The organism is Thermoclostridium caenicola (assembly GCF_900142095.1).
Lineage (GTDB): Bacteria > Bacillota > Clostridia > DSM-8532 > DSM-8532 > Thermoclostridium_A > Thermoclostridium_A caenicola.
In genome coordinates, this window is the sequence record NZ_FQZP01000014.1 from 1 (window position 1) to 25,474 (window position 25,474).

Sequence of the window (25,474 nt, forward strand, 5' to 3'; positions counted from 1 at the left end):
CTCCTTTGCTAATGTTTTTCTTTGGTTATTAAACATTTTACAATGGATTACCATGAGTTTTCTATATATTACGGCATTTTATTTTACAACTTCCCTAATATGTGGCAGGAATGAAACGCATAGACATAATCCCTGGATTATGCTAGACTGTGGTAAGAATTGCATGCGGATGGAGGTAACGCTATGAATCCAAGCCAAAGAAACAGACCCGGACTTTGGCTTTCAACTGCCGTATCCATTGTCGGTTTGCTTCTGGTTGTTCTGTTCTCTTACATTGTGGAGAGAACGCTTGATCTGACCATTCATTCCACGCTTCGGACCCTCATATCGCTTTTAATCGCCTTTGTCCCGCCGCTTATCTGGTTAACCGTGTTTTACAGGCAGGACAGGCTTGATCCGGAGCCCAAAAGCTTTGTCTTTAAAACACTGATCCTGGGCGCATTGGTCCAAAAGGCCCTTTATGCTCCCGTTATAAGCGTTGTTATGCCGGAAGCACAGGCCGGGCCCAATGCTTCGGATTACATACTCTCGGTTGTTCTGGTTGCCTTGATCCAGGAATCCATGAAGCTGCTGTCGGTCAGGTACAGCATCTATGTCAGCAAAGAGTTTGATGAAAAGATTGATGGTATCATTTACGGTTCGGCGCTGGGGCTTGGCTTTGCCGCCATGACCAATCTTGACATGATCATCCGGAACGGCGGCAGTGTCCTGACTGCCATTTCCTCAATCGTTGTCATTGAGTCCCTGGCGCATGCCAGCTTTACCGGCCTGAGCTGCTATTTCCTCGGCCAGGACAAATTCGGGAAGTTCAATATGTTCAGACTGCCGGGCGCAGTCGTCCTTGCCACAGCGCTGAACGCGCTTTCCAGGATCCTGATCGACGATTTGGTACGCGACGGCTTCAGAATGAACTACATGCTGGGGATTATTCCGGCTGCTCTTCTGGCCGTCGTGATCTTTGGCATCCTGGTGATCCTTACCTTCAGGACCAAGGGCAAGGAAGAAGGCACCGCTATGACCAAGCGGCAGGCCTTCCTGTCAGTGCTCCCGGTATGGGTTCTCCTGATAGCTGCCATGATCACAGGGCTTGCCATTAAAAATGCTCCGATCCAGACTGCAACCGTCAGCCTGAACGGTGGCATCCGGATAGCCTATCCTTCGTCATGGACGCAATCAACAAGGGATGATTATCTTTTCATGGCCGTCGATCTCATGTCCGGCGGAGGACAGAATTTTGTCAGCGTCAAGGAAGTGGGGGTGAATACCCTTATCAGCCTGAGAGGCGATGAGGGGACGCCGGAACTGGAGGATATCGGTGCTGCCTGGGCGATAAGAACCGGCAGGGAATATCGGTTCTATCAGGCCGTCAAGAGCTACCCGCTTCAGTTCAATGGTCTGGATACCTATGTCATAGAGTACATTTATATTTCTGACAATAAGTCGCCTGTTTTGGGTTCCAAAAGCCCGACCCCCGGCATTGGCTATTCACGGGATATCATCACGGCAAGCGGGGACCAGGTTTATGTGATTACCGTTTCCACCAGCTATAACGACTGGATTCTCAAAAAGGATAACCTTGAAAAGATAACGCTGTCTTTGGGCAGCAACTAACCGTTGGCAGGCATACCTGTATTGAATAGGAGTGGTATTATGTTGAAGCTGACGAATAAATATAAATGGCTTGCATGCATAACCCTGGCAATGGCCCTGCTGTTTGCATCCTGTTCGGTGAGAGGCCAGGAGGACAATAAGCCGCCATCTACTCCGGTGCTCACTATAAAGGAAGTCCGCAGTAACTGCGTATCCCTGGTCTGGAGCGAGTCCTACGATGACAGTGGCATAGATGAATACAGGCTTTATCGCAACGGTGATATCCTGGCTTACGTGGATGATACCGAATATGACGATTATGATGTCACGCCCGGTAAGCAATATGAATATTATGTTGTCGCATATGACAAGGCCGGGAACAGGTCTTCAAAGAGCGTCAGGCAGACCGTCAAAATAGATGATGCCTCTGAGACTGTGGAACCGGTACAGACTGATGACGTGATCGATCTGAACAAACTGGCTAAATCCACCGTGCGTCTTTACATCCTGGACGATGATTTCATCTGCATCGGAACGGGTTCCGGTACCATTATGAATGAGCAGGGTTACATACTGACCAATTTCCATTGTGTTGGGGATGACTATGGTCTTTATAACAGTGAAGGATATGTGGCCATTGCGCTGACCGATGATGTGCGTGTCCAATCACAGCCCCAGTATTTTGCCCAGTACCGGGGCGGCAACATGGAGCTGGACCTGGCCGTGGTGCAAATCGTGGAGGATATCAACGGCAACAAGGTATACCCCGGGGATTTGAAACTGATTCCGGCCAGAATTGGCAATTCTGACGACCTGAACATCGGGGATGAGATCAACATCCTCGGTTATCCGGGTGTGGGTGGCGAGACCATTACCTTTACCGCGGGGAAGGTGTCCGGATTCGTCGATATGGATTATGACAACGAGGTTGACTGGATTAAGACCGATGCAATCGTCAACCATGGCAACAGCGGCGGAACGGCCATCAACGGCAAGGGTGAAATGATAGGTGTTCCCACCCTCAAGCGGATTGGCTACGACAGCGATATCATGTTCTACCTGAAGCCAATCAACCAGGCCATTGATGTATTGGAAGAGGCCTATGCTCAGAGCGGATTACCGGAGCTTCCCAGGCGCAACGATCCCTATGAAAATGGATACGCGGACGGCGTGATTGATATTTACGGTTACATTGTTGATGCCTATACCTTTGAGCCGATTGAAGGCGCCGTATTTCTCATTCTGAAAGAGGGTATCACCTACCAGGAATTTTCCCTCAATGCACAGGATAGCATGATTCTGACCTATGGCTTAGCTGATGAGGATGGCTTCTTCTACTGCCCTGATGTTCCCGTTGGCGGCTCATACGCTGTCATCGTGGGTGCAGAAGGCTATGCGCCCATCTTTGAAAACGATGCCATCGTGGTAGGGTCTGACGAAACAGAGGACTGGAACCTTGGCTATATCTATCTGGAAGCCTATTGATGGCTCGGTTTCACAAAACGGGTTTCAGGAATGACTGGGAGGCTCTGCATGCATGCAGAGCCTTTTCCTGTACTGCAGGATCCGGAATATTGGCCCGGCCGGTTGCCGGAAGGCTTTTGCGGGAATATGGCATGCATACCCGTTAAGTCCATAAAATAAAAAAGCAAAACGCTTGACAACTCACCCCGCAGCCAGTAAAATAGTCATTGTCCGGTTCACGGGCAGTTGATGTGGCCCCTTGGTCAAGCGGTCAAGACTCCGCCCTCTCACGGCGGCAACAGGGGTTCGAATCCCCTAGGGGTCACCATTTTTGCTGGAGTAGCTCAGCAGGTAGAGCAGCTGACTTGTAATCAGCAGGTCGGGGGTTCAAATCCGTCCTCCAGCTCCATATCCCTGAAAGCAAATGGCTTTCAGGGGTTTTTGCTTTTGGGGAAACGACGGGAAGGCTCGATGGGTTTTGGGGTGGCAGGCTCTATGCTTTTTGCCTGATTTCACGAATATAATGAAAAAAGACATTCCTTTGGGGGTACTGCCCATTGTTCCTGACCACAAGCATCGCAGGCCGGGCGGAGAAAGAGCGTGAAATCCTGTATGACGGAGAGGTCCGCCTGATGGAAGGCAGACAGGGAAGGGTGCTGGACATCACGTCCTGTTATGTCTATGAACTGCATTTCAAAAACGTTCCTGCATCCGATGCGCTGCTTGTGGAAGCCGACTTTATCGTGGAACTGGCCTATGAGTACCAGGATGCCGCGGGAGCGAGGCTGCAGCATATCAGGAAACTGTCCTGCCATCAACGGCTTCATCCCGATATCCGCGGGCTTGCCGCAAGGCCTTCGGAAGCGGAGCAGCTATATGTCACACCGGTGGTCAGGGGCATGGCATACCGATACATGATCACCGGGGATGGCTTCGGAATCCGTTTGATCATCAGCGCTTCCATTGAATATCTTGCAACCTTCGGCTACTATGCCAATATCCATGCATGCGGAAAAGAACAGCCAGAACCCGGGCCCATTGAATGCATCAACTGGCAGACCGTTTTTGACAATATCGGGTTTGAGGATGCGATGGCCTGCCTTGAGAACCTGATAAGGCTGATAAAAACGCGGGCGTTGTTCGGAAATCAAAACAAGACACCCTATCCCTCCGGAGAAGGCATGATACCCGATATGGCAGGTGAAAACCGAAAGCTGAGGGAGCAAAATCAATCCCTGGAGGAGCGCATACGCTCAAGCCGCATGACCATTGCCCAGCTTCAGTCCCAGTTGAGGGAACGGGAGGAGATTATCAGCAAGCTCCTGGTACTCCTGGACAAAAACCGAAAAGATTAGCGGATGGGCAGGAAGACGGCAAAGAACCGTCGCCTGAGCCATCAGGCTATGGAAAGCCGATGCCATGGTTTGTCATGACGGATTTTCGCACAGCCTGATGGTGATCGGGAATGGTACGGGCAGGTTTTCATGTTCTGATCTGCGGCAAAAGGAGTAAGATTCAGTTGTTGCCTTCGCTCTGTGCATCCTGCTCGTTCTGTTCCTTGAAGTACAACCGGACAAGCTCATCCCGAACGAGACCTTTTATGAAGGCCAACTGGAGTATCTGCTGCTGCAGAAGCAGCAACTGAAGAACCAGGATCTGTTCTTTCAAATCGTTCATCGCATTCACCTCCGAAAGGTTGTCCTACCTTATGGTATGCCGGGAAGAAAAGCATGGTGACGTGGCAACACAGGAACCCTTTCCCTGCAGATGGCCCGGAAAAAGAAGAAAAAATAGAACCTTTCCGTTTCAGCCTTCTGAAAGTCCCTGAACCAGGATATCCTGCTCAATGCCGAGTTTGATGGTGATGTCCTCATAAAGGATGAAGTCCACGGCCGTCGTCCACACGAATTGTCCTTCCCCGGCAGGCGCCATATATGGTTCCACCACATCGGCTTCATACCTGAGGTTGGATAGAAGGATGATAGACTGAAGCGTCGGATTCTCCAGATCTATGGGGCTTATTTCCGGCTCGAAGACGCTGAGCGGGAATGTCAGCGCATATTCGAAGGCCGTGAGGATATTGCCTTCAGCCACAAGTGTCAGTTTTTCAGATAGCCCGGCATCATTACGGTTTTGGGAAACGGTGTTATCCGTGCCCGGGCTGATGAGTTCGGAGAAGACCATGGCGGATCCCCCTCGGCTGAAACCGGGGGCGGACAGCTGGCGGGGAAGGGTGATGACCTTGAACTCGCCATTCTCATACTCTACCAGGAGCACCAGACTAAAACGGTGCGTGATCCTGGATTTCCTTGACCCGGTGATGGTGTTTTTGGGGTAATCGGGCATAACGGCACGCTTGCAGAGCCTGACGCTTTTTACGGGAGAACCGGCGGAAGGGGATGGGCCGGGACAGGATCCGTCGTTGATGATATAGAGCCTGACAGGATGCCTGATGACTGGGTCAGGCTGTTCGCCGGGCCTGTTCTGCCAGAAAACGCAGACATCCCGGAATGCCTTTTTACCCAATATCTGCTTGGTATAGATTTCTATTCTCTGCCAGTCGTAAACGGAGTTTACCGCATCGGTCATGCCCCATCTCTCCCTGAATGCCTAATCGTTTTTGAAGAAGTATCTCTTCCGCAATTTTCTTCTTCTCCGCAACATATCTCTTGATGGCTCGCAGAATTCCATGTCCGTTACCAGTTGCCTGAGGGAGATGATTTCCTGCCGGATTTCGTCAAGCCTTTTAAGGATTTCCGGCAGGGTCTGTTCCATTATCGCCCCGCTATCAGGGGCCTGTTCGGGCTTTTCCGGCCCGGACTGTAGCCCCGGGGCGGTTTCTTCCGGCGGGGTGACGTTTTCATCCTCGTGGGAAACGGGTTTCCAACCGGTACTGATGTCGGAGCCAGATAATCCGTTCATGTCATCCCAATCCCGTTCAATTGCCTTACCACATTATATGACCGCTTCCCCGAACAGGGTGCATTGCAAAAACCTTGTGCTGAACCTATCTTTTTTTTCAGAATAGTGTATACTTGTTATCAGGCTCAAAATGGAACAACCGGTCTCCATCATTCATGATCTTTCGATAAACCAGAAACCTGCATGAATATTCGTGAAAGGAGCAGGTAAGATAAAGGAGCAGGACGATATGAAAACCATTAAGCGATTGGGCAGCCTTCTGGCTATAGCTTTCCTGCTGTTTGCAGCCGGCTGCGGGGAACGGGCAGAGGGCAGCACGAAACCTGAAATAAAAAGACCGGATGAATCTTTCCTGAAATACGGAGAGGAATATACCGATATTGTGGAACTGATCAAAATCAACGATTCGGTTTGGGTTCATACCTCCTATGATGAAATTCATGGCGCCCTGACATCCCTTAACGGCCTGGTTGTGCTCACCGACGACGGGCTTGTCCTGGTCAACGCGCCATGGACGGGAAAGCAGGTGGACAGCCTTGTAACGCTGGCCCGGGAGCAATTTAACTGCGATTTTGTCGAGGCCATTGTGACCGATGCGGATCCCGGCCATGCCGGTGGCATGTGCCGCCTGATGGAAAAGGGGATCGGGATAACCTGCCTGGAAACGGTGGCCCGGAAGGCCCAGGAACTCAGCCTGTTTGAACCGGGTACGGTGCTGCAAGGTGATGAAGCTTTTATTACATGCGGGGATACGGAGTTTGAAATTTTTTATCCGGGCAAGGGTTATTCCGAGAGCAACACGATTGTCTGGATAGACAAGTACAATCTTCTTTTTGCGGGGAACATCGTGAAGGAATATGGTGCCCGTTCCCTTGGCAAGCCCGGAGATACAGGTGAAAAAGACTGGATGGATTCGCTTTACAACATCATGAGCCGTTATGACGATATCGAGATCGTGATACCCGGGCATGGGCAGTGGGGGGATGCCTCACTGATCGAATATACCCTGGGGCTTTTTGAGCAATGAGCCGGCTGCCTGCCCCCAAAAGACAGGCAGCGGCTGAAACCCTGTGAACATGCGTGGTCTTGAGGCAACCGGGGGTATGCCGGAGACAGCAAAACCCCGTTGCAATTTATACCCAAGAAAGATATTATTATAAGTGAAAAAGGGTTTTAAATGCCCAACAGAGGAGGAATATTATGAAAAAACTTCTAGTACTGTGCCTGGTATTGGCCCTTTCATTAACCATGCTTGCAGGTTGCGGCAAAGGTTCCGGTTTCGAACTGGCGCTTGTAACCGACCTGGGAACCATCGACGACAAATCATTCAACCAGGGCTCCTGGGAAGGCCTGAAGAAATATGCGACAGAGCATAACAAGACCTACCAGTATTACCAGCCCAGCGAAGCCACCAACGCGGCTTACCTTGAAGCCATAGACCTGGCGGTCAAGGGCGGGGCCAAGGTAATCGTCACACCTGGTTTCCTTTTTGAGGTTCCCGTTTACATGGCACAAACACGCTATCCCGATGTCAAGTTTGTTCTCCTCGACGGTGAACCCCACACCGAAGACTACGCTACCTACAAAACCGAAGCCAACACCCTCTGCATCCTCTACGCCGAGGAACAGGCCGGATTCATGGCTGGTTATGCCGCTGTAAAGGATGGCTTCACCAAGCTGGGATTCCAGGGCGGTATGGCTGTTCCCGCCGTTATCCGTTATGGCTACGGTTTCCTGCAGGGTGCTGAGGCCGCCGCGAGGGAAATGGGCCTGCCTGAGGGTTCCATCTCCGTGATGTACAATTATTCCGGTGACTTTGCGGCTACGCCCGAGAACCAGGCCAGGGCTGCCGGCTGGTATCAGTCCGGTACCGAAGTCATCTTCGCATGCGGTGGCGCTGTGGGTAACTCGGTTATGGCTGCTGCCGAAGCTTCAACCGGCAAGTATGTTATCGGCGTGGACGTTGACCAGTATGCAGAATCCAATACGGTTATCTCTTCTGCCATGAAGATGCTGGGTAACTCCGTTTACCAGGCCCTTGAAGCCTACTATGGCAACAAGTGGGACGGCGGAAAGACATGGGTGCTCGACGTCAACAATGACGGCGTAGGTCTGGCTATGGACAACGCCAGGTGGCGTTCCTTCTCCAAGGCTGACTATGATGCTCTCTATAAAGGCATCAAGGACGGCACTTACAAGATCAACAACGCATCCGACATCTCTATTGCGGATCTTGGTCTGAAGTATGTCACAGTTACTGAAGTAGCTGACTAATTGAATCTATACCGTAAAACGGCGGTAATGTCTTTTAAAAGCATAGGGAAGGTGCCTCAAAGGCACCTTCCGTTGTAATAATATCTTTTAGGCATGAATTTTCAGGCTGTCAGCAAACAATATGACTGGATGATTGACACCCATTATCCATAACAGGGCAGGGATGGCAGGGCGCTGTTTCGCTGTTGGATGGATAATGAAAGGAACAGGAATCAAGGGGTGAAATGCCTTGGAATATATCATTGAGATGCGGGATATTGTCAAGGATTTTCCGGGAATCCGGGCCAATGACCATGTCACGCTTCAAGTCAGAAAGGGAGAAATCCATGCCCTGTTGGGAGAGAACGGTGCCGGCAAGAGCACGCTCATGAGTATCTTGTTCGGCATGTACAAGCCCGATAGCGGCAGTATTCTTCTCAGGGGAAAAGAAGTCCATATCAGCGGCCCAAGAATGGCCAATGAGCTGGGAATCGGCATGGTGCATCAGCATTTCATGCTGGTCCATAACTTTACCGTCCTGCAAAACATCATCCTGGGTGTGGAAACCACGCAAAACGGTTTTCTGAAAATGGATGAAGCCAGGAAGAAAGTGGTGGCCCTGTCGGAAAAGTACGGGCTTAAAGTGGATCCCGACGCCCTTATATCCGAAATTACGGTGGGTATGCAGCAGAGGGTGGAGATCCTCAAGATGCTTTACAGGGAAAATGATATCCTCATCTTCGATGAGCCGACGGCCGTTCTTACACCCCAGGAAATCGATGAGCTGATGGATATCATGAAGGGGCTTGCCGCTGAGGGCAAATCCATTATCTTCATCACACACAAACTGGAAGAAATCAAGCGGGTTGCCGACCGCTGCACGGTTCTTCGCATGGGGAAATGCATCGGTACGGTCAATGTTGCCGATGTGACGGTGGAAGAGCTGTCGGAAATGATGGTGGGAAGGAAAGTCATCCTGAAGGTTGAGAAGCAGGAAAAAGAGCCCGGTCGTCCGGTGCTGGAAGTGAGAAACCTCACCATCAGAGACCATAAATCCAAGTCCAGGAAGAACAAGGTGCACAACCTGAGCCTGACGGTCAGGGAGGGCGAGATCGTCTGCATAGCCGGTGTCGACGGCAACGGGCAGTCGGAACTCGTCCAGGCTATTACGGGGCTGATCCCCGCCGATGAAGGCCAGATCATCCTGAAGGGCGAAGATGTGACCAAAAAGTCCATCCGCTACAGGAACACCCATGGTTTGTCCCATATCCCGGAAGACAGGCATAAGTACGGTCTGGTCCTGGATTACAACCTGGCGGAAAACCTTGTTCTTATGGAGTATTTCGAGCCGCGCTTCCAGTCGCGTGGATTCCTGAAGCAAAAAGAGATTACGGCCTATGCCGAAAAGCTTATCAGTCAGTTTGACATCCGGAGCAGCGAGGGGGCAAGAACCAGGGTTCGCAGCATGTCCGGCGGAAACCAGCAGAAGGCCATTGCTGCCCGCGAAATCAGCAGAAATCCTGATTTGCTGCTGGCTGTCCAGCCTACCAGGGGACTGGATGTCGGCGCCATTGAATACATGCATGGGCAGATTGTCAAGGCCAGGGACAGCGGGAAGGCGGTTTTGGTAGTTTCCTTCGAGCTTTCCGAGGTCATGAATCTGGCTGACAGGATACTGGTCATGTATGAGGGCGAGATAGTGGCGAACGTTAAGCCCTCAGAAGTTACCGAAAAGGAATTGGGTCTCTACATGGCCGGCTCAAAAAGGAGTGAAGCGGTTTGAAAACCAGAAAGGAAAAGACAGGGTTCAGGATCCCGGATCTGAGCCGGGCTGCCGGGCCGATATCCTCGATTGTTGCCATTGCGGTGGGCCTCATGATTGGATTTATCATCCTTCTCATCAGCAATCCTGCCAGGGCTCTCGAAGGATTTGCCTGGATCATCGGGGGCGGTATCAACAGCGCGAAGGATTTGGGCAATGTCCTCTATTACGCCACTCCCATCATCATGACGGGGTTGTCGGTTGCTTTTGCATTCCGGACCAGCCTGTTCAATATCGGCGCATCCGGGCAGTTCATCGTAGGAGCTTTGGGAGCCGTTCTGGTAGGCGTCAAATGCACGTTCCTGGGATCATTCCAGTGGGTTGTGGGACTTCTTGCCGCCATGGTGTTCGGTGCGGTATGGGCCCTGATTCCAGGCCTTCTGAAGGCATACAACAATGTTAATGAAGTGATATCCTGTATCATGACCAACTATATCGGCATGTACCTGGTCAACTGGATTGTCAAATCCACGGTTTACCACCAGCTGACCAACCGTTCCCTTCCGGTTGCCAATGAAGCCAACATTCCCAAACTGGGCCTGGACAAGCTGTTTCCGGGTTCAAGCATCAATGGCGGCTTCATCATTGCCGTATTGATATGCATCTTTGCCTATATCCTGCTCAACAAGACCACTTTCGGTTTCGAGCTGAAGGCATGCGGTTACAACAGGTTTGCGAGCCGGTATGCAGGTATCAGCGAAAAAAGGAGCATTATCATGGCCATGGTGATCTCGGGCGCCATGGCGGGAATTGGCGGCGGCCTCCTGTATCTGGCCGGCAGCGGCAAATATATCAATGTTGAAGATGTCCTGGCTCCCGAGGGTTTCACGGGAATCTCTGTAGCGCTCCTGGGTATGTCCCATCCCATCGGAACCCTGTTTGCAGGACTGTTCATCGCATACATCACCGTGGGCGGATCCTACATGCAATTGGCGGGATTTGTCCCTGAGATCATCGATATCATCACGGCGACGGTCATCTACTTTGCGGCTTTCGCGCTGATCATGAGAAATCTTCTGCAGCGGTTCCGCTTGAGAAAAGGAGGCGAGAGAACATGAACACGCTCTTTTTCCTGATACAGCAAACCATGTTTTTTACCATCCCGCTTCTTGTGGTGGCGCTGGGAGGCATGTTCTCCGAGCGAAGCGGTGTTATCAACATCGCTCTTGAAGGCATCATGATCATGGGCGGTTTCTGCAGCATCCTGTTCATCAGTTTCATGCAGGATACCATGGCCGGTCAGCCCTTGCTGCTCCTGGCTATCCTCATTGCCATGATCTCCGGGGCGGTTTTTTCGCTGCTGCACGCTTATGCCTCCATCAATATGAAAGCCGACCAGACCATCAGCGGAACGGCGCTGAACCTGATGGCACCGGCTGTATCCATATTTGCAGCCAGAATGATCCAACCTTCCGGCGTTCAGCAGATTCAGTTCACCAATACGTTCAGGATTGCAAAGGTGCCCGTCCTGGGAGATATTCCGATCCTTGGGGATATGTTTTTCCAGAATGTTTACCTGACTACCTATATTGGCGTGGCTATTCTGATCATCGCTGCCATCCTGCTCTATAAGACGAAATTTGGGCTCAGGCTGCGGGCTTGCGGGGAGCATCCCCAGGCAGCTGACTCGGTGGGCGTAAACGTCTATCGCATGCGTTATGCGGGCGTGATGATCTCCGGCGCGTTGGGCGGTCTTGGCGGATTGATCTTTGTTGTCACCACGTCCACCAACTTCAACGCTACGGTGGCGGGATACGGATTCCTGGCGCTGGCAGTTCTGATCTTCGGACAATGGAATCCGTGGCGGATTGCCCTGGCTGCGCTCTTTTTCGGGTTTATGAAAACCATATCCGCGACCTATTCGTCCATACCCTGGCTCGTCCAACTCCAGGTATCGGGATATGTCTATAAAATGATTCCCTATATTGCGACGCTGGTGGTATTGGTTTTCAGCTCCAGGAATTCGCAGGCGCCCAAGGCAGCGGGCGTCCCCTACGATCAGGGAGCAAGATAAATGCATACGGGACTTTTGGGACCGCCGGGTTCATCGGCGGTCCTTTTTGTTGCCCACACAGAAAGACCGATAACCGAAGCAGAGGAAAAGGGATACCGGAAAATGTGTGCAGCATCACGGAAAATGGTTGTTTTTTATGCCTGCCTGTGCTATGATGATGAACTGACCTTCAGAGGTGAGATGATGAGAAAAAAGAGGCCTTTTGGCTGCCTGTATTTCCTGATAGGCCTGCTCTTCCTGGTCATGTTCTGGTATTGGCAGAACTATACCCTTCAAATCGTCAGGTACACCCTTTCCTACGCGGAATTGCCCCAGGGCTTTGACGGGTATAAAATTGCCCATATCAGCGATATGCACGGCATGGCCTTTGGCTATAAAAACAGTACGCTTGCCAGGCGCATCCGGGAGTTTAATCCGGATATCGTGGTTTGTACCGGTGACATGATCAGTTCCCATGCAAAGGACGGTCAGGCATTCCTTGACTTTCTCGAAAGCATGGGGGATCAGTATCCCATATACATGTGCCTCGGGAACCACGAACAGATCGCGGAGTGGAAAGAGCTGGAGAGCGAATCGGAATATGGCTACGATGCTTTCATCCGGAAGGTTCGGGAGTACGGTGTGCGCATCCTGAACAACGAGACGGAGATCCTGGAAAAGGACGGGGATCAAATCCGCATCATCGGCCTGACGCTGGCGCTTTATCACTATTCGCGCCGGGATGAGCCCTATGCCGACGAAAACCTCCTGCTGAAGACCCCATACATAGAAGAGGCTGTCGGAAGGGCCGGAGAAGGGTTCAACCTCCTTCTGGTCCACAACCCTTCCTATTTCAGGGAATATACGGCGTGGGGGGCGGATCTCATTCTGGTCGGGCATATGCATGGCGGGGTTATCCGAATTCCTTTCAAGGGGGGGCTTTTGTCACCCGAACATGTATTCTTTCCAGAATTTGATGCCGGGCTTTTTGAGGAAGGAACCGGCAAGATGATTGTGAACAGGGGACTGGGCAATTCGGCAATCCAGATGCGGTTGTTCAACCGGCCGGAACTGACCGAAATCACCCTGAAATCCGTACCGTAGAATATCATGGCGCATAGGAACAGCAAGGGAGGCAATGATATGCCTCCCTTGCCGCATAGGCCTGTTATCTCCTTTTCAGCAATGCCTGGTATTGTGCTTCCAGTTCCTGCTTCTGGCTTTCATCGCTGCAAGCGGATATTTTGGCCGACAGTTCGGCCAGTTTCATCTGCCTGATGGTTTCCTCGAGTCCTGAAGACGAAACGGTTCTTTCCTCCTTTGCCCGGATGCTTTCCTCGTATTCCTTCAGCGATCCTTCAAAGGTTTTCAGCCGGTTATCCTCAATGATGAGAAGCCGTTGGGCGATGTTTTCAACAAACTGCCTGTCATGGGAGATCAGGAGCAGCGTTCCGGTGTAATCCTTCAGGACGCTTTCAAGGGCTTCCAGTGAGAAGACATCCAGGTAGTTGGTGGGTTCGTCCAGGATGATGAAGTTGGCTTTAGAAACCAGCAGCCTGGCAATGGAGACCTTCACTTTCTCGCCGCCGCTGATGAGGGCTACCGGTTTATGGACATGGCCGGCCGGTATCAGAAGCCTTGCCAGGACACCCCTGACCTCATGTTCGGGCTTTTCGCTTTCGGCCATTACGTTCTCCAGGATGCTCCTCGTTTCATCCAGTATGGAGAAATCCTGTTTGAAAAAGCCGAACTCGACGCCCGGGGCAATTGACAGACGGCTGTCTCTTTCTGCGATCAGGTTGGCCAGGGTGGTCTTGCCGCTGCCGTTCTTTCCAAGCAGGGCCGTTCGCTTCCCGGTGGGAATCTCAAAAGTCGCATTTGTGATCAGTTTTCGAACATTAAAACCGATGGTCAGGTTCCTGGCCCGGACGGCTTTGGATGATACGGGGTTACTGGGCGGTTCAATCTTTATGAGCACCTGGGGCAGCTCCCGCGGTTTTTCCTTTTTCTCCAGCTTTTCCAGCCTGGTTTCCAGTTGATCAATGCTCTGGCTGAGCTTCTTCTGGATGGCGGTCCAATTGCGCCTGTGAAGACGGGCTTCCGAGTTTCCCATTCGGCTTGGCGCCTTCCTGATGGCCTGCCTGTTGGCCTTTCGCTCCAGGATTCGTTCCTTAAGACGCTCGCGTTCCCGGATATAGGACTCATACTCGAAAACCTGTCTTTGGTATTCGGCTTCACGCTGCCGGACATATTGCGTGTAGTTCCCCGAAAATACCCGGACTTCGCCGTTCATGATCTCCAGGATGGTATCGCAGAGCTCATCCAGCAGATCCCTGTCGTGGGAAACCAGAAGCAGCGTACCTTTATAGGCTTTCAGTTCCTTTTTGACAATGTCTGCCGATTCCATATCCAGATTGCTTGTGGGCTCGTCGGCAAACAGGATGCCGCAGTCCGGATCAAAGGCATGCAGGAAGCGCAGTTTGGCCTTTTCGCCACCGCTTAAATGCACATGCTGTCTGTCAGGTTCCCAGTCCAGAAGGCCCATGAGCCGCTGATTCCGTCCAACCGGCAGGGATGATGCCATGGATTCCGGAACGCCGTCATCCTGCTGCCTGAGAAAGGAGTATGAGGTATAGAGGCGGACAGAACCTTCATCCGGACTTTCAATACCTGCAAGCACTTTCAGCAATGTGGACTTGCCGGCTCCATTGGGACCCGTGATTCCTATGCGTTCACCCGAATAAACCTTCAGGGAAAAGGAGTTGAACAATTGCTGCTCACCGTAGCTTTTGCTGATTTGATGGGCTTGAAGAACCAATGACATAAAAACAACCTCCCGAAAGCTAGTTCCGGAAGGCCATGTACAAGCCAAAAAGCCATGATTTCACACGGCTTGGTGATCGCGAAAAAAGCGTATAAAAGGCCAATTCCGGAACATGCGCAGTATCAAAACAAACACAATCCGAAATCAGCCAATCATCGTCGCGTCACCTGGTTCCGACACCGTGCCGTACAGGTATCGGAAGCTCTCCTTTCCTGTTCATTTTGAAATAATCGTACCATGGTACACCAATTCATGTCAATCCCGTGCAGACCAACGAATGGGTATGGGGGAGGAAAGGGATCCTTAAGGTCGAAAGCGCATGGAAAATGCTGTTGATTGTATTTCCACAATTTGATAGAATCTACCTAACAGAAAGTATTGGAGGCGATTTCATGGGAGATACCAAGTTTTGCCATTCATGCGGCAGTAATATCCCTGTTGCAGCACTGTTCTGTCCCCATTGCGGCCAGAAACAGGAAACCATTGCTCAAGAGCCGGAAAGAGTTGTTCAGACACCGGAAGAACCTGCAATGACGCCAACGGAGGATATTCAAGTATCCGAGGCCTCTGCCGGGGCAGGGGATCAGGCTCCGGAGGCAAGCGCCCAAACAGTTGTTCAGCAACCGCCTGTTGAAACGGACTTCATCCCTCAACAGCAGCCCAACGCAAACGAAACGACAACCGCGGCTCTGCAGCAGCAAACAGCCTCCGCCGGGCCGGAACCGGTCGCGCAGACCTATGGGCAGAGTCCGGCTCAGCCTCAGCAGCCGCAGCCTGTTTTCCAGCAGCCGGCTCAGCCCGTTCAGGAGAATAAACCGGATTATGCGCAGCAATTGTTGCAGGCAGCGGCTCCGCAGCAAAAGCCGAAAAAGCGGTTCCCCTGGTTTTTTGCGATATTATGGGGCGGAATGCTTATCTTTATTGGCGTATGGATTGTCGCATGGTTTACATATCCCAATCAGAGCGTCCATAATCCGCTGAACAATCTGACGATCGATACCTTCAGAATCCTGACGCCGGTTATCACCATCCTGCTGCTGATCTATACCCTCAACCTCAGGCTGATCGTGAAGAAGGGCAAGATCATCCCAACCATCGTGCTGGTCCTGACCCTGTTGTTCAGTGTGTTCATGTTTTTGTCCTTTGAACTGACGGAGGATGATTGGGCACATCAGCTGGTAAGGCCCATAACCGAAATCTTCTTTGAGATTGAATAGTCCGGGCGTAAAAACCCGGATTTCCTTTTAGGAAGTCTGTTGTGTATAATGAAACAATCGTCGATATAATGCATCAAGCAATGGGGAGAGACAACGGTATGAAGGACAAGTATTGCAAGGCAGCATTGGAAATGGGAGCCGATCATGCGGTGCCGTTTACCATTGATCAGATTGCGTTTGATTCCAGGACCATTCTCAAGTGCATGTTCGGCTGTTCGGACTGGGGATATGGCCTCACCTGCCCGTCCCGCAAGGGCTCCCTGATGCCCTGGGAATACGAAAAGGTGCTTAAAAAGTATCAGTGGGGCATCATCATCCATTCAGGCGATAAGAAGGTATCCCAGGAGGTTTCCTACGCCATCGAACGGATGGCCTTTCTGGACGGGTATTACTTCGCGTTTTCCCTGAGCGATTGCGCCTGCTGTGCCAAATGTGCCGGTTTTTCGGGAGGAAGATGTGCCAATCCCGGAAAGGCGAGACCCGCCTTCCACAGCGTCGGGATCGATGTGTTCAAAACAGTCCGCCAGTTTGGCCTTCCCATTGATACCCTCAAGCATGAGGAAGACCCCCAGAACTGGTATTCGGCCGTTTTCATCGAGTAGGCATGCGTTACGCCTCCCTCAGGTACCAAACCCGGAGGGGACATCCGGCACCATGGGCCGGAAAGCTGGTCCGCTGCAGGCGTGTGCTGCCCACCGACGGGTTCTGTCCCTGGGGGTGTGAAAAAAATAAAAAATTAACTCTTGATCATTTGAAGATTTTCATGTATACTTAGTTTTGCCGATTCGGTCCGGCAAGTGAAGCGAATTGGAAACGTGCGAAAGTGGTGGAATTGGCAGACTCGCTAGATTCAGGTTCTAGTGTCCGCAAGGACGTGCGGGTTCAAATCCCGCCTTTCGCACCAGGGGTTTCAGGTATTAAGCCTGAAACCCTTTTTAGCTTCTGGCACACAATTTGGCACACATGACCTCTCCGCGCCTTGATGCGGTGCAGGTAGCAACGTTATCAGGAGACAGCCATCATGGCGGTATTGTCGCTCTTAGCGCCTGATTCCCAATGAATTTGAGCTTCCAATCAGACATCCTGGCAAATGATGCTGTATTAAATTTATGGCAAGGCTGTGCATGTAAACTGAGCTGCCAGGCAGACTATGCTATACATATGAGGGAGAACAACATGAAGAAGAAAAAAAGCATTATCATTGCCGTCATCGCCATTATCGCCATCGCTGTGGTTCTGAGTTTCTGCAGCAGGAACCAGAGTGTTGCTCCGATGGTCAGGGTGAAGGAAGCGGAGACAGGAGATATCCAGTCCTGGCTTTCCACCAACGCCATGATCGAATCCAGCGATGTCAAAAACTACTATGGCGCCTCGGGATTAAAAGTTAAAAAGGTTTATGTTGAAGTAGGGGATACGGTTAAGAAGGGTGACATCATCCTGGAGTATGATCTGACCGATCTGATAGCAGCTGTGGAGCAGGCTGAAATCCAGTATGAAAACGCCCTGCTCAACCGGGCTGAACTCATCAGCCAGAAAAAACAGATCGAGGAGGACATGGCTGACCTGGAAGCAGAAATCCTCAGGCTGGATGGCAGTTCGGATCCCCAGGATCTGGCCACCCTGCAGGCGTTGATCCAAAAGCGTGACGCCCTGAAAACCGTATCCGATGAGCAAATCAAGCTGATGGACAACTCGGTGGCACTGGCAAAAATCGGCCTGGACTCTGCCCGTGCCAGGCTTGATGAAGTCAGGGACGGTCTTGTTGCCGACATGGATGGCACGGTGACAGCGCTTAACGCTGAGGAAGGCGCTCCTGTCATGACACAGCCGGTGGCTGTGATACAGGATATGACCCGCCTGAAGGGTGTCATCCAGCTGGGCAAGTATGATGCCGCCAAAATACAGCTGGGTCAGAGAGCTGTCCTGGAATACTCGGATAAAACATACGAGGGAAAGATATCCTTTATCAGCCCGGCCGCCACAAGGAGTATGGCAGCGGGCATGACCGGCCAGGAAACATCCCTCATGGCAGAGATAGAGATCGTCAATCCGGATGCAGCGCTGAAGATAGGCTTTGATGTGGACGCAGATATCCTGGTGGGCGAGGTCAGGAATGTGCTCAAAATCCCTGTTGAATGCATCAAGTACGATAAGGCATACAATACTTCCGTTTTTGTGGTGGAAAATGGAACGGCAAAGCTTACACCTGTTCGCCTTGGGCTTCAGTCCGAATCGGAGATTGAGGTCGTGGAAGGCCTGAAGCAGGGAGACAAGGTCATCCTGAATCCTTCCATGGATCTTAAGGACGGTATGGCTGTTGTGGTGGAAGGAGCAGAGCAATGATCCGCATTGAGAATGTCACCAAGGTTTATAGGAACGGGGAAATCCAGCTGACTGCGCTTAAAGGGGTTTCGCTGCATGTGAAGCCGGGCGAGTTCGTGGCGGTCATGGGTCCCTCGGGCTGCGGGAAATCCACCCTGATGAACCTGCTTGGCTGCCTTGATAGCATAACTTCAGGGAAATACATCCTGAACGGCAAGGATGTTTCCACGCTGAGCGGCAATGAACTGGCCTATATCCGCAACAAGGAGATCGGGTTTGTTTTTCAGTCATTCAATCTGCTGCCGCGCATGACCATACTGGAAAACGTGGAACTCCCCATGGTCTATGCCGGGGTACCGGCCAGGGAAAGGCGGGCAAGAGCGCTTGAAGCGCTTGCCAGGGTCGATCTTTCCGAAAGGATCAAGCATCGACCAAGCGAGATCTCCGGCGGTCAAAGGCAAAGGGTGGCCATTGCCCGTGCCATTGTCAACAAACCATCGGTCATCCTGGCGGATGAACCCACCGGGAACCTGGATACCAAGGTGACGGTAGAGATCATGAGAATTATTCAGCAACTGAATGATGAAGGCGTAACCGTTCTCATGGTGACCCATGAGCCCGACGTGGCCAATTATGCCAAAAGAATCGTACGGATGAAGGACGGCTGCATAATCGATGACTACCCGGTCCAAAACCGTACCGTTCTATAAGGGGGGTGGGGAATGTGAATCTGATGGAAAACGTCAAGATGGCACTTGCCAGCATCTGGTCCAACAAGATGCGTTCGTTCCTCACCATGCTGGGCATCATCATCGGAATCAGCTCGGTTATTGCTGTGGTCTCCCTGGGCCAGGGAGGCCAGCACACCATTACCGGCGAGTTTGAAAAAATCGGAGCCAATACGGTGTTGATCACTGTGGATAGCAGCAAGGCCGAATTGAGCGACTATATCACCCTTGAGGATGTGAAACAGCTCAAGGAAAAGGTTCCATATATCCGGTATGCCACGCCGGTCTTCCAGGTGCAGGGTCAGGCTAATTCCCGCCTGAAATCCAAGAGAGCCTATATTATCGGCGGTACCAGCGATCTCTACCAGGTCGACAACATTGAGCTTGCATATGGGCGATTTTACAATGACGCGGAATATGAGGAAGGAAAGCCTGTGGCCATCATCAGCAACTCGGCGGCAAAGAGCCTGTTTAAGATGGAAGACGTTGTGGGCATGACCCTCGACATCGGATCTGATTTTGCGAAAAAAAGCTTTACGGTCATTGGAGTGGTAAAGAATCAGATCGAAATGTTTTCGGACATGACCAATGAGGACAATCTGCCTGCCATTATCTATATGCCTGCAACCACTCTCAAACAGCTTTTTGGCATGTACGGGGCAACAACCCAGGTGTACATCGTAGCCGACAGCAAGGAAAATATCGAATCCGCCGGAAACCTGGCAGTAAAACTGCTGGAAAACAGGCACGGTAACCGCGGGAGGGAAATCTACAAGGCCGAGCCCCTCATGAAGCAACTGGATCAGATCAATAACGTGCTGGGGATCTTTACGACCTTTGTTGCTGCGGTGGCGGCCATCTCCCTGCTGGTGGGCGGCGTTGGGGTCATGAACATCATGCTGGTTTCAGTAACCGAGCGTACCCGTGAGATAGGCATCAGAAAGGCCATTGGTGCCAGAACCGGGCACATCCTGTTCCAGTTCCTGACCGAATCGGTGATCATCTCCTGCATAGGAGGCATCCTTGGCCTGATTTTCGGTATTGCAGGCGCCTATGGCCTCGGATCCATAGCCGGAATCTCACCGTACATTTCACCCGGTACGGTGATCATCGCGATTCTGTTCTCATCGGCGGTGGGTATTTTCTTCGGCATCTATCCCGCCAGGAAGGCCGCAAGGCTTGATCCCATAGAGGCTTTGAGATATGAATAGCACAGGACACATGACTGACGGGCTGGTTTTTCAGCCCGTTTTTATATACTCCTGAAAAATGGATACCTGGACAACCAAATGATGCTAATTAATGTTATAATTAATGTTATAATTATAGTAAATATCCTGTCTGTGTTACGGTTGATCCGGTATTGAGAAATGGGAAGATTGTGGATTTTCCTTGCCGCCCGTAGCTCAGGAAAAGAGGAGCGTGTCTGAATCCTCATGAAAGAGAATCAAACGGTCATGAAACGTATCGTGGATAATATGTCCCGGGTAATTGTGGGCAAGGAGGGATCCGCAAGGTTGATGGTAATAGCCCTTGCCGCTTCCGGTCATGTCCTCATTGAAGACGTACCGGGCATAGGTAAGACAACCATGGCCAATGCCATGGCAAAAACGGTTGGCCTGTCCTTCAACCGGATCCAGTTCACCCCCGACATTCTGCCTTCGGATATTACAGGATTCACCGTGTTCAACCAGAAGACTGGGGAGTTTGAGTACAGAAGCGGTGGCATCATGAGCCATATTATCCTGGCGGATGAAATCAACAGGACCTCTCCCAAAACCCAGGCCAGCATGCTGGAGGTCATGGAGGAAAAGCAGGTTACGGTGGACGGAAAAACCTATCCGGTTCCCGATCCCTTCATGGTGATCGCCACCCAGAACCCCGTCGAATACATGGGGACCTATCCCTTGCCTGAAGCGCAGATGGACAGGTTCATGATGAAGATTGCCATAGGTTATCCTTCCAGGTCAGAGGAGATGGATATCCTGTACAGGTTTCAGGAATCCAGTCCGCTGAGCGATCTTGATCCTGTGGTTACCAGGGAGGAATTGCTGGATCTCCGGCAACAGGTCAGAAAGGTGAGGGTGGACCAAAGCCTTGCCGGGTATATTGTGGATCTGGTCACTGCCACGAGAAGGCATGAGCATGTCATGCTGGGATGCAGTCCCAGAGCATCCCTCAGCCTTTTCAGAGCCTCACAGGCTGCCGCACTGTACGACGGAAGGGATTATGTGATTCCGGAAGACATCAGGGATCTGGCCGTACCCGTCCTCAGCCACAGGCTCGTCCTGAAGCAGGAAGCCAAAATCCGGCGCATTACCGATGAAAGCATTATTCTTGACATCGTGAATCATCAGAAAATTCCGGTTGGCGTCAAATAGCGGGTATAAGGGGAGTATCACGGTATTCCAAAACATGGAACGGAGGACGGCACGCCATGGCCAAGAGGAAGGATCCGGAATCAAGGTATAGAAAGCGCAATATCGCCCGCTATCTTCTGCTTCTGTTTGCAAGCCTTGCCTATGCATTATTCTACGGCGGCATATTCCCGTACACTTTCCTATACATGATGCTGGCTTTGCCTGTTATTTCTGCCCTGCATATGGCTATTGTCTGCTACTTTTTCCGAATGAGCGAGCGTGTTGGCGAAAGAACCTTCGTTAAGGGAGAATGCGCCACTTATCATTTGATCCTTCAGAATACCTCGTTTCTTTATATGCCCTACATCACCGTCCATATGCAATTGGAGGGGCAGTTCATTCTGAAAAACCTCAGGAGTGCACACCTTTCCCTGGCTCCCTTCAGCCGCCGTGAGTTCAAATACAGGATGCCCCTTTATTTCAGAGGCCGCTATGATATCGGCGTGAACTATATTGAAATCCAGGATCTGCTTGGCTTAATCAAGATCAGGTTGAATCCATTCGAAAAGAAGAGCATTCTGGTTAAGCCGCGGATCCTGGAACAGAACAGCAAAAGCATATCAGCAGCAAGGCTTTCGGAAGGCGAGATTTCCGCCGGACTCCACGAAACCGGTCACAATGAGATTAAGGATATCAGGGAATACGTCTATGGGGACAGTTTCAGAAAGATCCACTGGAAACTCACATCCAAGCTCTCAAAACCCATGGTCAAAGATACCCGCAATGAACTGGACAATGATATTATACTGCTCCTGAACCTGAACAAATCAGGGCCCGTCAACGAGGAGACCCTCATCAAGGAGGATTGTCTCATCGAGGAAATGGTATCGACTATCTATTTTCTTTTGAGGCGAAATATCCCTGTCAAGCTCTGCTTTTTCAAAGAAGGGCCCTATACATTCCGTGCCGCGTCTCTCAATGAATTTGAAGGCCTGTATCAGATTCTGAGCGAAGTCAAGTTTTCCGGAGATGACGATTTCGAGAGCATTTATCATTACTTTACCGATACGGAGCAGAACTGCAGGTTGATCTATGTCTTTTCAGTCAATCTTGACGGAAAAATGATTGAAGCATCCCACCGCATCAAAAACAAAGGCTTCGATATCGAGCTCTATTATGTGGATATTGTGGGCATCAGCCAGGATGATGCAGAGGCAAAGAACGAACTGGCCGACCTCCTGATGAAAAGCAACATCAGGGGTTATCTTCTGACACCCTGCGTCGTGGAGATACCGGAAGAACAGGAGGAGCCCGAAAAGGCGTGGGAAAGTGAACCCGTGATGGCCTGGCCATGGAAGAAGAAAAGGGAAAAGGTGAACGCACATGAAAAGCAGGCTTGATAAGTTGTTCATCTATTTCATAGGATATCTCTATGTACTGGTTATGCTTTTTCTTGCCTCGTCCGTGTTCAGTGGTCAAATCCCCGCAGCCATGCTGCTTCTGACCGCAACAGCCGTATATTTTGTTATCAATCTGCTTCTCCTGTTCAGGGTCAGCCGGATTGCTTCCTGCATGGTTTTCGGAGCCGTGTGCACAGGGGCTGTCGCGCTTTATTTGACGGGAAATGGCGGTTTTCTTGCCGATCAGGTGACCCCACTGGCCAGGATGCTCGAAAGCGTTTATTACGGCCAGATGCTTATCCTTTCCGAACAGCCGCCGGCATCCGTCATCATGCTTGTCAGCCTGGCTTCCGCTCTGTTGTCCGTACTGGTGCATTACCTTTTCAACCGCTGTTTCCGGATGTTCCTTCTGACCGGATTTGTCCTTGCCATGCATATCGGTATCTGGTCCCTCACGGGAAAGGAGAACAAAACCCTGTTGGCCTTTACAATGATCCTGACTGTCCTGTCCTATTTCAGGCAGGTTTATGAACGGAAGGCCAGATACGGCCTGCTCACAGGAGGCATGTCGGCGGGCAGGCTGATGCTGTTTACACTGCCTGCCGTTATTCTTCCGGTTCTCATTGTCATTTCCCTGCCAAAAAGCGAACGCCCCATTCGGTGGCCCTGGCTTGATCGGAAGGCATACGAGGCTTACCAGTACCTGGAGGAAAGGTTCGGTCGCACCGATGTGGAATTTTTCACGCTTTCGGCAACGGGATTCAGCGGCTTTGCCAACAGGCTAGGCGGGCAGGTAAGACCGAAAAATACCGTCATGATGGATGTTAAGGGGATCAAGCGGACCTATCTGCGCGGAGCCGCATATTCCTGGTATGAGAGCAATATGTGGCACCAAAGCACCGGGGATCAGCAGGATATCACAGAGATTGAAAACACGCTGTTGGAAAACCGGATAGGATGGCTTCACATTCCGGTCGAAAAGTTGTTTCCGGAAGCGGAGGAAAACGATAAGGAGCTATTGCAAAACCTCGCATCCGGGAAAGCACAACCATTCCTGTTTCCTACATATTCCATAGAAGTGCGTCCCCGAGGCCTGTCAACAAAAACCGTATTTGCTCCACTTCTCACCATTCTGCCCATCACCAGCGGCGAGGGCGGGAACCTGGATGTACAGCAGGATAGTCATGGTATCGCTATTGCCCCGGAAAAACTGACAAGGGGCTCACAATATACCGTATACTACCTGCAGCCCATGTATGGGGCTCCCATGCTGAAAAGAGCATTGGCATTCAGTTATGACAGCCTGTATCAGGATGCGCTTGACGAGGTTGTGAGGCATCGGCGTGTGCTTCTGGCCCGCGGTGCTTCTGCTCAAAGCCCGCTCCTGGAAGAACTGGAAAGAAAAATAGAGGCATTGACATTTCTTTTGGCCCGCTCAAAGGAGATTGAAGAAGCATATACCCAGCTCAGCGATGATACGCCGGAACGTGTCCTGAACCTGGCGAGGGACCTGACAACGCCTTGCGCCAACGACTATGAAAAGGTCATCGCCATTGAGGAATACCTGAAGAGCAATTATGAATACACGTTAAGCCCAAGCAATGTACCCGAGGGACGGGATTTCGTGGATTGGTTTCTGTTCGAGGACAGGAGGGGGTACTGCACCTATTATGCCACATCGATGGTGGTTTTGCTCCGTGCGGCCGGGATCCCGGCAAGGTACGTGGAAGGGTTCGTCATGCCCGCAAAACACCAGGATAACGTTTATACCATCACCGGACGGAACGCCCACGCGTGGGTGGAGGTATATTTTCAGGGATTCGGATGGCTCACCTTTGAACCCACACCCGTCTATGCCGATGTGATGCAATACCTGCCTTCCGAGGATGATATCCGCAAGGTCGGCGAAACTCCAAAAGACATGGAGGTCCTGATGAACAGGTACGCCCAAATGTACGGAAGGACATCTTCTGATCAGCCTGCGGCAATCCGCAGAGAAACAACTGCCAACCCTCTTGCAGCATATGCCAGGTACCTTCCCATGGCCATCGCCGTTTTACTCCTGGCCATGCTTATCATTGATCGGGTGACTGTTCTCATCGAAACCCTGATTTTCCTAAGCCTTGATGACAAGAGAAAGGTAATACGCCTGTACCAGACCATGATCAAATGGCTGGAAAGCTCAGGTCTTGCTCTCCAACCCGGTGAAACGGTACTGGATTTCGGTCGTCGCGTTGACAACATCTATTCATTAACCCCATATACCATGTCCGACGCCTCAGAGATCTTCTGCCGAGCCAGGTACGGGAACAAGGAGATAACCGGGGAAGAGCTCGGGGTTGTCCGGAGCGTATCGCAAAAATTACGGAAAGTCTTGCTAAAAAATCTCGGTATTCGGCGCTTGATGCCGATCAGGCACATCCTTTACAGGATCTGAGATAATTATGACCTGGTCATGTGATCAAATACATATAATCAGGTGATAATTATTAGTTTTTTCCCGTTTTTCCTTGTATACAAAAAACATTTGTATTATAATTTTTCTGTGTGTCCAGGGTATATTAAAGTGTGATAACACG

The 25,474-nt window shown here is 51.2% G+C and carries 21 protein-coding genes and 3 tRNA genes; 20 read left to right on the plus strand and 4 right to left on the minus strand.

What is annotated here, in order from left to right; all coding sequences use genetic code 11:
- Nucleotides 1-183 precede the first annotated feature (183 nt).
- The 5 genes from F3H12_RS05510 (at nucleotide 184) to F3H12_RS05530 (ending at nucleotide 4,409) form a co-directional block, all read left to right on the plus strand.
- Entirely contained in the window at nucleotides 184-1,611 is a 1,428-nt protein-coding gene (locus F3H12_RS05510; protein WP_149678345.1) for a PrsW family intramembrane metalloprotease, read from the plus strand.
- A gap of 39 nt (nucleotides 1,612-1,650) precedes the next feature.
- The gene (locus tag F3H12_RS05515) at nucleotides 1,651-3,075 is read left to right on the plus strand and encodes a trypsin-like peptidase domain-containing protein (protein WP_149678346.1); all 1,425 of its coding nucleotides are present in this window, start codon (nucleotides 1,651-1,653) and stop codon (nucleotides 3,073-3,075) included.
- A gap of 232 nt (nucleotides 3,076-3,307) precedes the next feature.
- Nucleotides 3,308-3,382, plus strand: a tRNA-Glu gene (locus F3H12_RS05520).
- A gap of 5 nt (nucleotides 3,383-3,387) precedes the next feature.
- Nucleotides 3,388-3,463, plus strand: a tRNA-Thr gene (locus F3H12_RS05525).
- Nucleotides 3,464-3,611: 148 nt separating this feature from the next.
- Complete coding sequence (locus F3H12_RS05530) at nucleotides 3,612-4,409, plus strand: hypothetical protein (RefSeq protein ID WP_149678347.1); 798 nt, start codon at nucleotides 3,612-3,614, stop codon at nucleotides 4,407-4,409.
- 160 nt (nucleotides 4,410-4,569) lie between these two features.
- On the opposite strand, the gene F3H12_RS13220 is transcribed toward F3H12_RS05530, so the two are convergent.
- The 3 genes from F3H12_RS13220 to F3H12_RS05540 form a co-directional block, all read right to left on the minus strand.
- Nucleotides 4,570-4,731, minus strand: coding sequence for a hypothetical protein (locus F3H12_RS13220; protein ID WP_188118393.1), 162 nt, complete (start codon nucleotides 4,729-4,731; stop codon nucleotides 4,570-4,572).
- Between the two features lie 129 nt (nucleotides 4,732-4,860).
- Entirely contained in the window at nucleotides 4,861-5,643 is a 783-nt protein-coding gene (locus tag F3H12_RS05535; RefSeq protein ID WP_149678348.1) for a hypothetical protein, read from the minus strand.
- Nucleotides 5,644-5,664: 21 nt separating this feature from the next.
- Nucleotides 5,665-5,976: a hypothetical protein gene (locus F3H12_RS05540; RefSeq protein ID WP_149678349.1), complete on the minus strand. Its 312-nt coding sequence runs from the start codon at nucleotides 5,974-5,976 to the stop codon at nucleotides 5,665-5,667.
- Between the two features lie 229 nt (nucleotides 5,977-6,205).
- Between F3H12_RS05540 and F3H12_RS05545 the strand changes: the two genes are divergently transcribed.
- The 6 genes from F3H12_RS05545 (at nucleotide 6,206) to F3H12_RS05570 (ending at nucleotide 13,148) form a co-directional block, all read left to right on the plus strand.
- Complete coding sequence (locus tag F3H12_RS05545) at nucleotides 6,206-7,003, plus strand: MBL fold metallo-hydrolase (protein ID WP_149678350.1); 798 nt, start codon at nucleotides 6,206-6,208, stop codon at nucleotides 7,001-7,003.
- A gap of 173 nt (nucleotides 7,004-7,176) precedes the next feature.
- Nucleotides 7,177-8,250, plus strand: coding sequence for a BMP family lipoprotein (locus F3H12_RS05550; protein ID WP_149678351.1), 1,074 nt, complete (start codon nucleotides 7,177-7,179; stop codon nucleotides 8,248-8,250).
- Nucleotides 8,251-8,479: 229 nt separating this feature from the next.
- On the plus strand, nucleotides 8,480-10,012 hold the full coding sequence (locus F3H12_RS05555; RefSeq protein WP_188118394.1) for an ABC transporter ATP-binding protein: 1,533 nt from the start codon (nucleotides 8,480-8,482) through the stop codon (nucleotides 10,010-10,012).
- On the plus strand, nucleotides 10,009-11,109 hold the full coding sequence (locus F3H12_RS05560; RefSeq protein WP_243133202.1) for an ABC transporter permease: 1,101 nt from the start codon (nucleotides 10,009-10,011) through the stop codon (nucleotides 11,107-11,109). Before F3H12_RS05555 ends, F3H12_RS05560 begins: the two co-directional genes overlap by 4 nt.
- Complete coding sequence (locus F3H12_RS05565) at nucleotides 11,106-12,065, plus strand: ABC transporter permease (protein ID WP_149678352.1); 960 nt, start codon at nucleotides 11,106-11,108, stop codon at nucleotides 12,063-12,065. Before F3H12_RS05560 ends, F3H12_RS05565 begins: the two co-directional genes overlap by 4 nt.
- Nucleotides 12,066-13,148, plus strand: a complete 1,083-nt coding sequence (locus F3H12_RS05570; protein ID WP_149678353.1) for a metallophosphoesterase — start codon at nucleotides 12,066-12,068, stop codon at nucleotides 13,146-13,148.
- 64 nt (nucleotides 13,149-13,212) lie between these two features.
- Here F3H12_RS05570 and abc-f read toward each other — a convergent pair whose 3' ends face one another.
- The gene (gene abc-f, locus F3H12_RS05575; RefSeq protein ID WP_149678354.1) at nucleotides 13,213-14,868 is read right to left on the minus strand and encodes a ribosomal protection-like ABC-F family protein; all 1,656 of its coding nucleotides are present in this window, start codon (nucleotides 14,866-14,868) and stop codon (nucleotides 13,213-13,215) included.
- A 392-nt stretch (nucleotides 14,869-15,260) separates the two neighbouring features.
- Between abc-f and F3H12_RS05580 the strand changes: the two genes are divergently transcribed.
- The 9 genes from F3H12_RS05580 (at nucleotide 15,261) to F3H12_RS05620 (ending at nucleotide 25,332) form a co-directional block, all read left to right on the plus strand.
- Nucleotides 15,261-16,085, plus strand: coding sequence for a zinc ribbon domain-containing protein (locus tag F3H12_RS05580; RefSeq protein WP_149678355.1), 825 nt, complete (start codon nucleotides 15,261-15,263; stop codon nucleotides 16,083-16,085).
- Nucleotides 16,086-16,183: 98 nt separating this feature from the next.
- Nucleotides 16,184-16,687 carry a DUF2284 domain-containing protein gene (locus F3H12_RS05585; RefSeq protein WP_188118395.1) on the plus strand — a complete coding sequence of 168 codons (504 nt, stop codon included), beginning with the start codon at nucleotides 16,184-16,186 and terminating at the stop codon, nucleotides 16,685-16,687.
- 215 nt (nucleotides 16,688-16,902) lie between these two features.
- Nucleotides 16,903-16,989 (plus strand) — tRNA-Leu (locus F3H12_RS05590).
- A gap of 272 nt (nucleotides 16,990-17,261) precedes the next feature.
- Entirely contained in the window at nucleotides 17,262-18,428 is a 1,167-nt protein-coding gene (locus F3H12_RS05595; RefSeq protein WP_188118396.1) for an efflux RND transporter periplasmic adaptor subunit, read from the plus strand.
- Nucleotides 18,425-19,117, plus strand: a complete 693-nt coding sequence (locus tag F3H12_RS05600) for an ABC transporter ATP-binding protein (protein ID WP_149678358.1) — start codon at nucleotides 18,425-18,427, stop codon at nucleotides 19,115-19,117. Before F3H12_RS05595 ends, F3H12_RS05600 begins: the two co-directional genes overlap by 4 nt.
- A 14-nt stretch (nucleotides 19,118-19,131) precedes the next feature.
- Nucleotides 19,132-20,346 carry an ABC transporter permease gene (locus tag F3H12_RS05605; protein WP_149678359.1) on the plus strand — a complete coding sequence of 405 codons (1,215 nt, stop codon included), beginning with the start codon at nucleotides 19,132-19,134 and terminating at the stop codon, nucleotides 20,344-20,346.
- 225 nt (nucleotides 20,347-20,571) lie between these two features.
- Entirely contained in the window at nucleotides 20,572-21,516 is a 945-nt protein-coding gene (locus F3H12_RS05610) for an AAA family ATPase (protein ID WP_149678360.1), read from the plus strand.
- A gap of 56 nt (nucleotides 21,517-21,572) precedes the next feature.
- Nucleotides 21,573-22,895 carry a DUF58 domain-containing protein gene (locus tag F3H12_RS05615; protein ID WP_149678361.1) on the plus strand — a complete coding sequence of 441 codons (1,323 nt, stop codon included), beginning with the start codon at nucleotides 21,573-21,575 and terminating at the stop codon, nucleotides 22,893-22,895.
- Nucleotides 22,879-25,332, plus strand: a complete 2,454-nt coding sequence (locus tag F3H12_RS05620) for a DUF4129 domain-containing transglutaminase family protein (RefSeq protein WP_149678362.1) — start codon at nucleotides 22,879-22,881, stop codon at nucleotides 25,330-25,332. Before F3H12_RS05615 ends, F3H12_RS05620 begins: the two co-directional genes overlap by 17 nt.
- Nucleotides 25,333-25,474: the final 142 nt, after the last annotated feature.

Bases quoted from the DNA above. Each gene is read 5' to 3' on its own strand.
- F3H12_RS05510 (WP_149678345.1), top strand. From the start codon at position 184: ATGAATCCAAGCCAAAGAAACAGACCCGGACTTTGGCTTTCAACTGCC.
- F3H12_RS05535 (WP_149678348.1), bottom strand. From the start codon at position 5,643: ATGACCGATGCGGTAAACTCCGTTTACGACTGGCAGAGAATAGAAATC.
- F3H12_RS05515 (WP_149678346.1), top strand. From the start codon at position 1,651: ATGTTGAAGCTGACGAATAAATATAAATGGCTTGCATGCATAACCCTG.
- F3H12_RS05610 (WP_149678360.1), top strand. From the start codon at position 20,572: ATGAAAGAGAATCAAACGGTCATGAAACGTATCGTGGATAATATGTCC.
- F3H12_RS05580 (WP_149678355.1), top strand. From the start codon at position 15,261: ATGGGAGATACCAAGTTTTGCCATTCATGCGGCAGTAATATCCCTGTT.
- F3H12_RS05595 (WP_188118396.1), top strand. From the start codon at position 17,262: ATGAAGAAGAAAAAAAGCATTATCATTGCCGTCATCGCCATTATCGCC.
- F3H12_RS05540 (WP_149678349.1), bottom strand. From the start codon at position 5,976: ATGAACGGATTATCTGGCTCCGACATCAGTACCGGTTGGAAACCCGTT.
- F3H12_RS05585 (WP_188118395.1), top strand. From the start codon at position 16,184: ATGAAGGACAAGTATTGCAAGGCAGCATTGGAAATGGGAGCCGATCAT.
- F3H12_RS05570 (WP_149678353.1), top strand. From the start codon at position 12,066: ATGCATACGGGACTTTTGGGACCGCCGGGTTCATCGGCGGTCCTTTTT.
- F3H12_RS05565 (WP_149678352.1), top strand. From the start codon at position 11,106: ATGAACACGCTCTTTTTCCTGATACAGCAAACCATGTTTTTTACCATC.
- abc-f (WP_149678354.1), bottom strand. From the start codon at position 14,868: ATGTCATTGGTTCTTCAAGCCCATCAAATCAGCAAAAGCTACGGTGAG.
- F3H12_RS05615 (WP_149678361.1), top strand. From the start codon at position 21,573: ATGGCCAAGAGGAAGGATCCGGAATCAAGGTATAGAAAGCGCAATATC.
- F3H12_RS05550 (WP_149678351.1), top strand. From the start codon at position 7,177: ATGAAAAAACTTCTAGTACTGTGCCTGGTATTGGCCCTTTCATTAACC.
- F3H12_RS05620 (WP_149678362.1), top strand. From the start codon at position 22,879: ATGAAAAGCAGGCTTGATAAGTTGTTCATCTATTTCATAGGATATCTC.
- F3H12_RS05545 (WP_149678350.1), top strand. From the start codon at position 6,206: ATGAAAACCATTAAGCGATTGGGCAGCCTTCTGGCTATAGCTTTCCTG.
- F3H12_RS05600 (WP_149678358.1), top strand. From the start codon at position 18,425: ATGATCCGCATTGAGAATGTCACCAAGGTTTATAGGAACGGGGAAATC.
- F3H12_RS13220 (WP_188118393.1), bottom strand. From the start codon at position 4,731: ATGAACGATTTGAAAGAACAGATCCTGGTTCTTCAGTTGCTGCTTCTG.